This is a genomic window from Streptomyces sp. NBC_00414 (genome assembly GCF_036038375.1).
Taxonomy (GTDB): domain Bacteria; phylum Actinomycetota; class Actinomycetes; order Streptomycetales; family Streptomycetaceae; genus Streptomyces.
Genome location: NZ_CP107935.1, coordinates 9,251,351 through 9,263,601, shown reverse-complemented (window position 1 = coordinate 9,263,601; position 12,251 = coordinate 9,251,351). Strand labels below are relative to the sequence as shown.

11 protein-coding genes are annotated in these 12,251 nt (G+C 69.6%); 5 read left to right on the top strand and 6 right to left on the bottom strand.

The window, feature by feature from the left end; translation table 11 throughout:
• Window positions 1-2: 2 nt before the first annotated feature.
• From crcB (OHS59_RS39775) to OHS59_RS39765, 3 genes are all read right to left on the bottom strand, one after another.
• Window positions 3-377 carry a fluoride efflux transporter CrcB gene (crcB, locus tag OHS59_RS39775; protein ID WP_328498174.1) on the bottom strand — a complete coding sequence of 125 codons (375 nt, stop codon included), beginning with the start codon at window positions 375-377 and terminating at the stop codon, window positions 3-5.
• Window positions 374-862 (bottom strand): fluoride efflux transporter CrcB, encoded by a 489-nt coding sequence (crcB, locus tag OHS59_RS39770; RefSeq protein ID WP_328498173.1) that lies wholly within the window; start codon window positions 860-862, stop codon window positions 374-376. Before crcB (OHS59_RS39770) ends, crcB (OHS59_RS39775) begins: the two co-directional genes overlap by 4 nt.
• A gap of 63 nt (window positions 863-925) precedes the next feature.
• The gene (locus OHS59_RS39765) at window positions 926-1,327 is read right to left on the bottom strand and encodes a nuclear transport factor 2 family protein (RefSeq protein WP_328498172.1); all 402 of its coding nucleotides are present in this window, start codon (window positions 1,325-1,327) and stop codon (window positions 926-928) included.
• 229 nt (window positions 1,328-1,556) lie between these two features.
• Here OHS59_RS39765 and OHS59_RS39760 point away from each other — a divergent pair, with 229 nt between their 5' ends.
• The gene (locus tag OHS59_RS39760) at window positions 1,557-3,068 is read left to right on the top strand and encodes an AMP-binding protein (protein WP_328498171.1); all 1,512 of its coding nucleotides are present in this window, start codon (window positions 1,557-1,559) and stop codon (window positions 3,066-3,068) included.
• 73 nt (window positions 3,069-3,141) lie between these two features.
• Here OHS59_RS39760 and OHS59_RS39755 read toward each other — a convergent pair whose 3' ends face one another.
• Window positions 3,142-4,710: a glycoside hydrolase family 53 protein gene (locus tag OHS59_RS39755; protein ID WP_328498170.1), complete on the bottom strand. Its 1,569-nt coding sequence runs from the start codon at window positions 4,708-4,710 to the stop codon at window positions 3,142-3,144.
• A 263-nt stretch (window positions 4,711-4,973) separates the two neighbouring features.
• Entirely contained in the window at window positions 4,974-7,124 is a 2,151-nt protein-coding gene (locus OHS59_RS39750; protein WP_328498169.1) for a beta-galactosidase, read from the bottom strand.
• A gap of 184 nt (window positions 7,125-7,308) precedes the next feature.
• Between OHS59_RS39750 and OHS59_RS39745 the strand changes: the two genes are divergently transcribed.
• Genes OHS59_RS39745 through OHS59_RS39730 form a run of 4 tightly spaced genes read left to right on the top strand, consistent with a single transcriptional unit; the run spans window position 7,309 to window position 11,496 of the window.
• Window positions 7,309-8,640, top strand: coding sequence for an extracellular solute-binding protein (locus tag OHS59_RS39745; protein WP_328498168.1), 1,332 nt, complete (start codon window positions 7,309-7,311; stop codon window positions 8,638-8,640).
• Window positions 8,637-9,566: a carbohydrate ABC transporter permease gene (locus OHS59_RS39740; protein ID WP_328498167.1), complete on the top strand. Its 930-nt coding sequence runs from the start codon at window positions 8,637-8,639 to the stop codon at window positions 9,564-9,566. The genes OHS59_RS39745 and OHS59_RS39740 overlap by 4 nt, the downstream gene beginning before the upstream one ends.
• Entirely contained in the window at window positions 9,563-10,468 is a 906-nt protein-coding gene (locus OHS59_RS39735) for a carbohydrate ABC transporter permease (protein WP_328498166.1), read from the top strand. The genes OHS59_RS39740 and OHS59_RS39735 overlap by 4 nt, the downstream gene beginning before the upstream one ends.
• Complete coding sequence (locus OHS59_RS39730; protein WP_328498165.1) at window positions 10,465-11,496, top strand: LacI family DNA-binding transcriptional regulator; 1,032 nt, start codon at window positions 10,465-10,467, stop codon at window positions 11,494-11,496. Before OHS59_RS39735 ends, OHS59_RS39730 begins: the two co-directional genes overlap by 4 nt.
• A gap of 9 nt (window positions 11,497-11,505) precedes the next feature.
• Here the strand turns inward: OHS59_RS39730 and OHS59_RS39725 are convergent, their stop codons facing one another.
• Window positions 11,506-11,895, bottom strand: a complete 390-nt coding sequence (locus tag OHS59_RS39725; RefSeq protein WP_328498164.1) for an SseB family protein — start codon at window positions 11,893-11,895, stop codon at window positions 11,506-11,508.
• Window positions 11,896-12,251: the final 356 nt, after the last annotated feature.

Below are 12,251 nucleotides of genomic sequence, written 5' to 3'. Positions count from 1 at the left end.
GGCTACGTCCAGATGACCTGGGCCACCGCGACCCCTACGAAAGCCGCCCCCAGCCCCGCGGCCACGCTCGCGATCGCGTTGACGGCGGCATGGAAACGGGAGCCGTCCTCGGCCAGGCGCAGCGTTTCGTACGAGAACGTCGAGTACGTGGTCAGCGCCCCGCACAGGCCCGTGCCGAGCAGCAGTTGGAGGTGGGAGGAGGCCGCTCCCGCCACGGCGGCGCCGGTGAGGGTGCCGAGGATCAGGCAGCCGACGACGTTCACGGTGAAGGTGCCCCAGGGGAAGGCGGAGCCGTACCGGGACCGGACCGTGCGGTCGGTGAGATAGCGCAGGGGTGCGCCGACCATGCCGCCGACGATCACCAGTACCCAGTTCACGACGGCCGCTCCCCCGCGCCCCGCCGGACCGGCATGCGACGTGTCAGCGTCACGGCCAGCCACACGGCGGCGAGCGCCGCAACGAGGGTGGCGGCGAGATAGGCGAGGGCGGTGCGGGGACGCCCCTCGTCCATCAGCCTCTGGATGTCGACGGCGTACGTCGAGAAGGTGGTGAAGCCGCCCAGCACCCCGGTGCCGAAGAAGGGGCGCACCAACGGGTGGGGCGTCCACACCTCGCTGATCAGGACCATGAAGACACCGATCACGAAGCAGCCGACGACATTGACCCAGAACGTGGTCCACGGGAAACCGCCCGCCTGCGCGGGCCAGAGCAGCGCCGCCCCGTAGCGCGCCGACGCACCGGCCGCGCCGCCGAGCGCGACCACCGCCACGGCGGGCCCCTGGCCGCGCCACACCGGCACGCGCCGCGCGGGCGCGCCGGGTTCCGTGGGTTCGTCCACCGTCTCCGGGTGGGGGCTGGTCATGCGCGGTGTCTCCTGATCCGGGGCCGGAGATCAGGCTAACTCCCGGTGACGGACAGGTGCCGGTCAGGCCGCGCCCGACGCCTCCTCGGCGATGGCGTCGAAGCGGGCCGCCATCGCCGCCTGGAGCGCCTGGGCCGCCGACAGGGGGCGGACCATGACGGTGAGGTCGTCGATGCGGCCGTCCTCGTCGAAGTGCAGGATGTCGCAGCCCTGGAGGGCACGGTCCCCCACCCGCGCCTCGAAGACGAGGACGAGGTCACGGCCGCCGGGGTCCGCGACCTCCCGGACGTAGCGGAAGTCCTCGAAGACCTGGATGACCGCGCCCAGGATCGCGGAGGTGATCGCCTTTCCGGCGTACGGCTTGAAGACCACCGGGCTGGTGAACACGACGTCCTCGGAGAGCAGGTCGACGACCGCCGCGTGGTCGCCGTCCTCGACCGCCTTACGGAAGGGGTGCGTCATCATCCACCTCTCACTCTCTCGCTGATACTCAATATGTTGATTAGGTGTGTCGGACAGTACTCTTCGGGCGCGTCGCTCCGCAACGGGTCCGCGGGGATCCGCAGCCGACCCTCGGGGTCCGCAGCCCGAGTCGCGAGGATCCGCACCGGTCCGCGTCGATCCGCACCGGGTTCACGGGGTACGGAGGCAGTCCGGCGAGGTAGGAAGGAACCACCGAACCGGAGGTGCTGTCGTGTACTACCCGCTGACCGTCCGTGACTTCCTCGACCGCGCGGCCCACGTCTACCCGGACCGCGTCGCGGTCGTCGACGAACCGGAACAGCCGGGGCCGAGCCTCGGCGAGCTCACCTACCGGGAGCTGGCGGCACTCGCTCGCGCGCAGGCTGCCAGGCTCGGCCGGCTGGACATCCCGGTGGGCGGCCGGGTCGCGGTGATCTCACAGAACTCGGCACGGCTGCTGACCTCGTTCTTCGGCGTCTCCGGCTGGGGGCGCGTCCTCGTACCGGTGAACTTCCGGCTCACCCGGTCGGAGATCGACTACATCGTCCGGCACTCCGGCGCCTCGGTGGTGTACGCGGACGCCTCCCGCGCGGACGTGCTCGACACCCTCGACGTGAAGCACAAGTTCGTGCTCGGCGACGACGACGATCTCTTCCTGCGCGGCGTCGAACCGCGCGACTGGGCGGAGCCGGACGAGGGCGCGACGGCCAGCGTCAACTACACGTCCGGAACGACCGCGCGCCCCAAGGGAGTTCAGCTCACCCACCGCAACCTCTGGCTGAACGCGACCGTGTTCGGACTGCACACCACGATCAGCGACCGTGACGTCTACCTCCACACGCTCCCGATGTTCCACGCCAACGGCTGGGGCATGCCGTACGGAGTCACGGGCGTCGGCGGCCGGCACATCGTGCTCCGGCAGATCGACGGGGCCGAGATCCTGCGCCGCGTCGAACGGCACGGCGTCACCCTGATGTGCGCGGCGCCCGCCGTGCTGAACGCCGTGCTCGACGCCGCCGCCGACTGGGAGGGCGAGATCCCCGGCCGCGACCGGGTCCGTATCGTCTGCGCGGGCGCTCCGCCGCCGACCCGCACGATCGAGCGGGTGACGGTCGAACTGGGCTGGGAGTTCATCCAGATCTACGGGCTCACCGAGACCTCGCCGCTCGTCACGGTGAACCGGGGCCGCGCGGAGTGGGACGGCCTGGAGCCCGCCGAACGGGCCCGCAGGCTCGGGCGGGCCGGGGTGCCCGCTCTCGGCGTACGCGTGGACGTCGACGTGGACGGTGAGGTGCTGACCGCGTCCAACCACAACCTCGACGGCTACTGGGAACAGCCAGAGGAGACGGCGAAGGCCCAGGAGGGCGGCTGGTTCCACACCGGGGACGGCGGATACCTCGACGACGAAGGCTACTTGGTGATCTCCGACCGCAAGAAGGACGTCATCATCTCCGGCGGCGAGAACGTGTCGTCGATCGAGGTGGAGGACGTCATCACCTCGCATCCGGCGGTGCGCGAGGTGGCGGTGATCGGCATACCGGACGCCAGGTGGGGCGAGTCGGTGACCGCGCTCGTGGTGACGGACGGATCCGGTGTCACCGCCGAGGAGTTGATCGCCCACTGCCGTACGCGGCTCGCCGGTTTCAAGACACCGAAGCGGGTCGACTTCGTGGAGTCGCTGCCGCGTACGGCGACCGGGAAGCTGCAGAAGTTCAAGCTGCGGGAGCCGTTCTGGCGGGAGTGACGGGAGCCGCAGGGGGGTGGGTCGGAAACGGCTGCCCGTTTCCGACCCACCCCCGTTGTTCACGTAGGGTCCGTCACCGGTGGCTGAACCACGCCATCGCCGGCAGCGCCCTGTCGTCGTAGCCGAACAGGGCCTGGTTCTCCCAGCCGTTGCCGGACGAGGGGTCCGTCGGGTCCCAGCCGTTGCCGGTCACCGCGGTCCAGGTGGACTCCCAGTAGAAGATGCCGAGGCCGCGGCCGTTCGGGACGGCCTCCACGATGCTGGCCACGTCCTTCATCCACTGTGTCTGGCCGGCCGTCGAAGCGGCGTAGCCGGGGACGAGTTCACTGGCGAGGTCGATGATGTTCTCGGTCGGGTCCTCGCTGTCCAGCCGGAAGGGGTAGGCCGTCTCGGCGAGATAGACCGGCTTGCCGTAGCGGGACGCGGCGTCGTCCAGGGTGGTCTGGAAGTCGGCGAGTGTGCCGTGCCAGTAGCCGTAGTAGGACAGGCCGATGACGTCGAACTTCACACCGTTGGAGACGGCGCTGTCGAACCACCAGCGGGTGCCCGCGAGGTCACCGCCCTTGGCGAGGTGGATCGCCACGGTCGTACCCGAGCTGACCGCCTTGACCGCGTCGTAGCCCGAGTTGAGGAGCCCGGCGAGCTGCGCCCAGTTCGAGGTGGAGCCCTCGTTCCAGAGCATGCCGCCGTTGATCTCGTTGCCGACCTGCACCATGTCGGCCGTGGTGCCCTGGGCTTTCAGGGCGTTCAGGACGTCGTACGTGTGGTTGTAGACGTCCGTCCTCAGCCGGCTGTAGGAGTGTCCGGCCCAGGCGGCGGGCTTGGACTGGGCGCCCGGGTCGGCCCAGGTGTCCGAGTAGTGGAAGTCGACGAGGAGCTTCATGCCCTGCGCCTTGACGCGCTTGGCGGTCGCGAGGACGCGCGCCTTGTTGTTGTAGCCGTCGGCCGGGTTCACCCACACCTTGAGGCGGGCGTAGTTCTGCCCGGCGGACCTGAGGATGGCGAGGGCGTCACCGGTGGTGCCGGAACTGTTCTTGTAGACGCCGCCCTTGGCCTCGCTCTTGGCGAGTGACGAGACGTCGGAACCCTTGATGGACAGGGCCGTCGATCCGGAGGTGAAGGTCAGGTCGTCGACGTTGATCCAGTTGCCGGCCTTCGCGTCGGAGTTGACGCTGATCGTGCACTGGTTGTTCGTCACCGCTATGGAGGTGACGATCCGGAGCCATCCGCTGGACGACACCGGGATGTCGGTGCGCTGCTCCACGCTCCCGCAGTTCTTGAGCGCGAGGTACGCGGAGTTCTGGCCGCCGCCCGAACGCACCCAGGCGGTGAGCTTGTAGGTGCCGTTGGTGAGACCGGAGAGGTACTGGTACGTCTCCACCTTGTACGCGGAGGCCGAGTAGTGCGTGAGCCGGTAGCTTCCGCCGTGGCCGCCGGACTCGGTGAAGGAGGCCGCGGTCTGGCCGGCCGCCGAGTAGGTCGACCAGCCGGCCGGGGTCGCCGTGCCGGTGCCGTCCGATTCGAAGCCGGCGTTGGTGAGGGTGGTCGCCGCGGTTGCGCTCTGCGCGGGCAGCACGGTCAGTGCCAGGCCTGCTGCCAGCGGTAGGAGGAGGGCCTTGAGTGTGCGTCTGGGATGGAACATCGTCGTCGTTGTCCCTTCGACGTGATGTGGATGTGTACCCCGGTTTGTGCCGGGGGGTTTGCTCGCCCCCGCCGCCCCTACCCGTCCCGTACTCGGGGGCGCCGCCCCCGAACCCCCGGTCCTCAAACGCCGGACGGGCTGAATACGTTTCAGCCCGTCCGGCGTTTGAGGACGAGCGCGCAGCGCGATCAGGGGGCGAGGGGCGCAGCCCCATGCAGTGACGGGACGGGTAGGGGCGGCGGGGGCGAAAACTGCGGGCCGGATCAGTCGTCGAGCCGCACGACCCGAACGGCTCCCGCGGGCACCGCGAGCCGCCCCGCCGCCCGCTCCCCCGTGAGCAGCTCCGTCCCGTGCGCATCGAGCGGCACCTTGACCTCCACACCGGAGTGGTTGATCGCGAAGAGGAACGCCCCCGACTCCCCCACCCGCCGCACCACTTCGACGTCACGCGGCAGATCGCCCCGCGGCGCGATCCGCGCGTCCTCCGCGGCCCAGCCGATCAGCGCGTCCAGCCCCTGCGCCCCGAGCCGCGTGGACACGTACCAGGCGGAGCCTTCGCCGAGCCGGTGCCGGGTGACCGCCGGATGGCCGGCGGCGAGCCCGTCGGCGTACGTCCACACGGTCTCGGCGCCACGCGGCACCACGAACTCGCTCCACACGTCACCGGCGAGTTCCGAGCCGTCCGGGCCCGTGATGCGGACCTGGTCGCCGACCTGCAGCGGCGAGAACTCCTCGACCGTCAGGCCGAGTACGTCACGCAGCGGCCCGGGGTACGCGCCGTCGTGCACGGCGTCGTGCTCGTCGACGATGCCGGAGAAGTAGGAGACGACGAGGGTGCCGCCGTTCTCCACGTACTCCTTGAGGTTCAGCCCGGCGGCCTCGGTCATCAGGTACAGGGCCGGTACGACGACCAGCGGATACGCCGACAGGTCCGCTTCCGGGTGGGCGAAGTCGACGGTGAGGTGCCGGTCGTAGAGGGCCTCGTAGAAGGCGTCGGCGCGCTCGCGCGGGTCGTGGTCCTCGCTCGGACGCCACTGGAGGGTCTGCGCCCACCAGGAGTGCCAGTCCCACAGGACCGCGACGTCGGCCTGTGTGCGGGAGCCGCGTATCTGGCTCAACGAGTCGACGGCCGCGCCGAGTTCGACCACCTCGCGCCAGACGCGCGAGTCCGTTCCGGCGTGCGGCAGCATCGACGAGTGGAACTTCTCCGCGCCGCGCCGGGACTGCCGCCACTGGAAGAACATCGCGCCTTCGGAGCCCCTGGCCACGTGGGCGAGCGAGTTGCGGGCCATCTGGCCGGGGGCCTTCGCGGGGTTGCGGGGCTGCCAGTTGACGCCCGACGTGGAGTGTTCGAGCAGCAGCCAGGGGGCGCCGCCCGCCACGGAACGGGTGAGGTCGGCGGCCATCGCGAGGTTCACGTGCGTACGGCGGCCGTCGGTGATCAGGTAGTGGTCGTTGCTCACGAGGTCGACCTCGCGGCCCCAGGCCCAGTAGTCGACGGAGTCGCACTGACTGAGGGCGGTCATGAAGTTCGTGGTGACCGGGATGCCGGGTGCCAGGCGGTGCAGGATGTCCCGCTCGGCCACGAAGTTCTCGCGCATGGTGGCGTCGGCGAACCGCTTGTAGTCGAGCGCCTGGGCCGGGTTGCCGACCGTAGGGGCCAGCCGGGGCGGGTTGATCTGGTCGAGGTCCGCGTACCGCTGACCCCAGAAGGCCGTGCCCCAGGCCTCGTTGACCGCGTCGATCGCACGGCCTGTACCGATCGCGCCGCCTGTGCCACCTGTGCCGCCTGTACCGATCGCGGTGCCCGTGCCGACCCCGCCAGCCGTGCCGGTCGAGTCCGCCGCGCCGGTCGGGTCGGCCGTGCCGTACGTCCGGGCCAGCCAGCGCCGGAAATGCGCCGCGCAGCTCTCGCAGTAGCAGGCCGAGACCGGCACCCCGTACTCGTTGTGGACGTGCCACAGGGCGAGTGCGGGATGTGCGGCGTACCGCTCCGCCAGCCGCTCGGTGATGTTCGCGGCGGCCGACCGGTAGTGCGTGTTGCTGTGGCAGATGGCGCCGCGTGAGCCGAACTCGTAGCGCGTGCCGTCGGCGGCGACGGGCAGCGCCTCGGGGTGCTGCCGGTAGAACCAGGCCGGCGGCGCCACCGTCGGCGTACCGAGGTCGGCGCGTATCCCGTTCTCGTGCAGCAGGTCCAGCAGCCGGTCGAGCCAGCCGAAGTCGTAGGTGCCCGGCGAGGGTTCGAGCAGCGCCCAGGAGAAGATCCCGACGCTGACCATCGTGACCCCGGCCTCACGCATCAGCCGGACGTCCTCGGGCCAGACGGACTCCGGCCACTGCTCGGGGTTGTAGTCGCCACCGAAGGCGAGCCGCTCAAGGCCCTTGGGGGTGGTCTCCGGCTTGGACTCCGGCATGGATTGTCTCCCGGTAAATCGATCATTTGGGAACGTGCACACACTGTTTCAGCGGCGTGAGGCCAACATAACCGCACAGCAACAACCATTGACAAGTGTCCGGGATGTTTCTCTACTGTGAACGCTCACAGAAGCATGGCAGGCCTCCGCAGCAGGCGGAGACCACGGTCAGGGAGATACATCCATGCCACACACGAAGCTGCGTCGCCTCGTGACCATCTCGGTCGCCGTCACGCTCGGCGCCACCGCACTCGCCGCCTGCGGGTCCTCGGACGACGACTCCGGCAAAGACGACGGGGCCGACTCGGGGCCCGTCTCGCTGACCTACTGGTCCTGGACGCCCGGCATGGACAAGGTCGCCGACCTGTGGAACAAGGGCCAGGGCGAGAAGGACCAGATCACGGTCACCGTCAAGAAGCAGGCGTCCGGCGACACACTGGTCACCAAGATCCTCACGGCGCACAAGGCCAAGAAGGCCCCGGACCTGGTGCAGGCCGAGTACCAGGCCCTGCCGACGCTGGTCAGCAATGACGCGCTCGCCGACATAGCCGGTGACGTGTACGGCGTGAAGGACAAGTTCGCCGAGGGCGTGTGGCAGCAGACCACGCTGGGTTCGGACGCGGTGTACGCGATCCCGCAGGACTCCGGGCCGATGATGTTCTACTACCGCCAGGACCTGTTCAAGAAGTACGGCCTCGAAGTCCCGCAGACCTGGGAGGAGTTCGCCGAGACCGCCCGCGCGCTGAAGAAGAAGGCACCGGAGACGGACCTGACCACCTTCTCCGCCAACGACTCCGGGCTCTTCGCCGGACTTGCGCAGCAGGCCGGCGCCAAGTGGTGGACCACCGAGGGCGACAAGTGGAAGGTCGGCATCGACGACGCGGCCTCCCAGAAGGTCGCCGACTTCTGGGGCGGTCTCGTCGAGGAGGGCGCGATCGACAACCAGCCGATGTACACACCCGCCTGGAACAAGGCACTGAACACCGGCAAGCAGATCGCCTGGGTGAGCGCGGTCTGGGCGCCGGGCACCCTCACCACCGCCGCACCCGACACCAAGGGCAAGTGGGCGATGGCCCCGCTGCCGCAGTGGTCCGCCTCCGACAACGTCACGGGCAGCTGGGGCGGTTCGTCCACGGCCGTCACCACGGACTCGAAGCACAAGTCGGCCGCCGCGAAGTTCGCGACCTGGCTGAACACGGACCCCGCCGCGCTGACCGCGCTCGCGAAGGAGGGCGGCATCTACCCGGCCGCCACGAACGCGCAGACCAGCGGCGCCTTCACCGAGCCGCCGGTGTACTTCTCGAACCAGCCGGACTTCTACACCCAGGCCGCCGACATCGCGAAGACCACCGCGCCCTCCGCCTGGGGCCCGAACGTGAACGTCGCGTACACCACGTTCAAGGACGCCTTCGGCGCGGCCGCCAAGGACAAGTCCGACTTCGGCGCCGCCCTGCGGAAGATGCAGGACGACACCGTCGCCGACCTCAAGAAGCAGGGCTTCGAGGTAGCGGAGTGACAAGCGCACGCCGGAACCGGAAGTCGTACGGGGTCAAGGGGGCCCCGTACGCCTTCCTCCTCCCCGCGACGATCCTCTTCGCCCTCTTCTTCGCACTGCCCATCGGCTACGCGGTCTGGCTCAGCCTGCACAAGGTGCAGGTCAAGGGCCTGGGTCTGGGAGCGGGTGCGCGGTCTGAGGTCTGGGCGGGCTTCGAGAACTACAGCGACTCCCTCACCGACCCCGAACTGCTCGCCGGAGCCCTGCGGGTGCTCGGGTACGGCGCCGTCGTCGTCCCGGTGATGCTCGGGCTCGCCCTGCTCTTCGCGCTGATGCTCGACACCGAGCGGGTCCGTCTCGCGCCGGTCACCCGGCTCGCGATCTTCCTGCCGTACGCCATCCCCGGTGTCGTCGCGGCGATGCTCTGGGGCTTCCTCTACCTGCCGGACGTCAGCCCCTTCTACTTCGTCCTCGACCGGCTGGGCCTGCCGCAGCCGGACCTGCTGGACGGCGGGCCGCTCTACATCGCCCTGTCCAACATCGCGGTGTGGGGCGGCACCGGCTTCAACATGATCGTCATCTACACCTCGCTGCGGGCCATCCCCACCGAGGTGTACGAGGCGGCGAAGCTCGACGGCGCCACCCCGCTGCAGACCGCGCTCCGGATCAAGATCCCGATGGTGGTGCCCTCGCTGGTGCTCACCTTCTTCTTCTCGATCATCGCGACGCTCCAGGTGTTCAGCGAGCCGACCACGCTCAAGCCCCTCACCAACTCCGTCTCCACGACCTGGAGTCCGCTGATGAAGGTGTACCAGGACGCCTTCGGCAAGGGCGACATCCACTCCGCCGCGGCGACCGCGGTGATCATCGCGATCGTCACGCTGGTCCTGTCCTTCGGCTTCCTGCGGGCCGCGAACTCCCGTAACAAGCAGGAGGCAGCGCGATGAGTTCTCTTGCCGTCCGCAAGGCGGCCCCGGCCGCAAGTACGACGCCCGGCACCGCCCAGGGGCCGCCGCCCCGCCGCCGGATCGCCTTCGTCCCGACGGTGACCCTGCTCATCGGCGCGGTCTACTGCCTGCTGCCGGTGGCCTGGGTGGTGATCGCGGCGACCAAGTCGGGCAGCGAGCTGTTCTCGACGTTCACGTTCCTGCCGGGCACGGGCTTCACCGAGAACATCAAGGACCTCAACGCCTACCGCGACGGCGTGTACTGGAAGTGGATGGGGAACTCCGCCCTCTACGCGGGCCTCGGTGCCCTCCTGTCGACGGTCGTCTCCGCGTTCAGCGGATACGCCCTCGCCATGTACCGCTTCCGTGGCCGCGAGACCGTCTTCAACATCCTCCTCGCCGGCGTGCTGATGCCACCGGTGATCCTCGCCGTCCCGCAGTACCTGCTCATGGCCAAGGCCGACCTCACGGATTCGTACGCGTCCGTGCTGCTGCCGCTGGTCCTGTCCCCGTACGGCGTGTATCTCGCGCGGATCTACTCCGCCGCGGCCGTGCCCACCGACGTCGTCGAGGCGGGGCGGATGGACGGGGCGAGCGAGCTGCGGATCTTCACACGGATCGCGCTGCCCATGATGGTGCCCGGCCTGGTGACGGTCTTCCTGTTCCAGTTCGTGGCGGTGTGGAACAACTTCCTGCTGCCGTACATCATGCTCAGCGACGACGAGAAGTTCCCGATCACCCTCGGGCTGTTCACCCTCCTCGAACAGGGCTCCAACACTCCGGCCCTCTATACGCTGGTGATCACCGGCGCGCTGCTCGCGGTGATCCCGCTCGTCGCGCTCTTCCTGGTCATCCAGCGGTTCTGGAGTCTTGATCTGCTGTCGGGAGCCGTAAAGTCGTGACCATGAGCCAATCGGGGGGCCGGCGCCGACCGCCGACGATTCACGATGTCGCGCGCGAGGCGGGAGTGTCCCGGGGCACCGTGTCACGCGTCCTGAACGGCGGGCACTATGTGAGCCCCGGTGCCCAGGAAGCGGTCAACGCCGCCATCCGCAAGACGGGTTACGTCGTGAACCGGCACGCCCGCTCGCTGATCACCGGACGCTCGGACTCGATCGGCTTCCTGCTCACCGAGCCGCAGGAGAGGTTCTTCGAGGACCCCAACTTCAATGTCCTGCTGCGCGGTTGCACCCAGGCACTCGCGGCGCACGACATCCCGCTGCTGCTGATGCTGGCGGGCACCGAGGACGAGCGGCGCCGCATCACGCGGTACATCACGGCGGGCCATGTCGACGGGGTGCTGCTGGTCTCCAGCCACTCCGGCGACCCGGTGGCCGAGCAACTGCGCGACGCCGGTGTGCCGCTCGTCATGTGCGGCAAGCCCATCGGCGTCGGCTCCAAGATCAGTTACGTGGCCGCGGACGACCGGGACGGCGCCCGCGACATGGTGCGCCACCTGGTGTCGCTCGGCCGGCGCCGGGTGGGCATGGTGACCGGCCCGCTGGACACCCCCGGCGGTGTCGAGCGCCTCGCCGGCTACCGGGAGGTGCTCACCGAGGCGGGCATCGACCTGGACGAACGCCTCGTCACCTCCGGCGACTACAGCCGGGCCAGCGGCGAGGCGGGCGCCGAGCTCCTCCTGGAGCGTACGCCGGACATGGACGCGGTCTTCGTGGCCTCCGACCTGATGGCGCAGGGCGTGCTGAGCGCACTGCACCGGGCGGGCCGGAGCGTCCCCGGGGACGTGGCGGTGGGCGGCTTCGACGACTCCTCCGCGGCGGTCGCGGCGAGCCCCGAACTCACCACGATCCGCCAGCCCTACGACCGCATCAGCTCCGAGATGGTCCGGGTGCTGCTCGCGCAGATCGGCGGCGAGGACCCGGCGGCGGTGATCCTGCCGACGGAGCTGGTGAAGCGCCAGTCGACCTGAGGCGGACGCTCAGCCACCGGCGGCACCGTCGGCGAGCAGTACCCGCACCCCCTCGGCGGTCAGCATCACGCTCTCCGGCGAGCCGGCGTCGATGGTCAGGGAGGGGTTCCTCTCTGGCCAGTGCGCGGGGAGCGTGCCGAGCGGGACGAGACAGTAGTAGAGGACGTCCGGCAGGGAGTGGACCATGCGTGCCTCCGAGGTGAAGACCAGCACGGTCCGCTCCTTCACCGGCAGGATCAGCTTCACGGAGTCCCCGCCGGCGTCGGAGCCGTAGGACGGGATCAGTACGGCGCTGTCTGCCAGCGTCGCCCGCGCGTGCCGGTCCCCTCCGTCATGGGCCAGGGCGCTCAGGGCCTGCAGGATCACGTCGGCGGTGTCTTCGTCGGGTGCGCCGGTCATGGTGCCTTGTTCCATCCTCCCCGCACGGCCCTCGGGTACCGATTGACCCGAGATGATCCATCCGCGCGGAATGCCCTCCTTCTACCCGCTCGTCCCGTACTCATGCGACACCCACACAGATGCCCTGTACACTCAGTGACTGCGAAGGGGAGTAGTCCTGCGAACCGGTCGTCGACACACTGGAACCCTCGGGTTCCCGGTGGCCGGGCCCGTGATCACACGGGTGGACGAGACCTTCGGCCAGGCATTGCCGTGCCCGCGACCCCCGCGGCGCACCCGAAATGCCGGGCCGATCGGTTCTCCCGTCGCCCCAGCAGAGGGCGCTTCGCGAAGATCCGGGGGCCCGGTCCCTACAG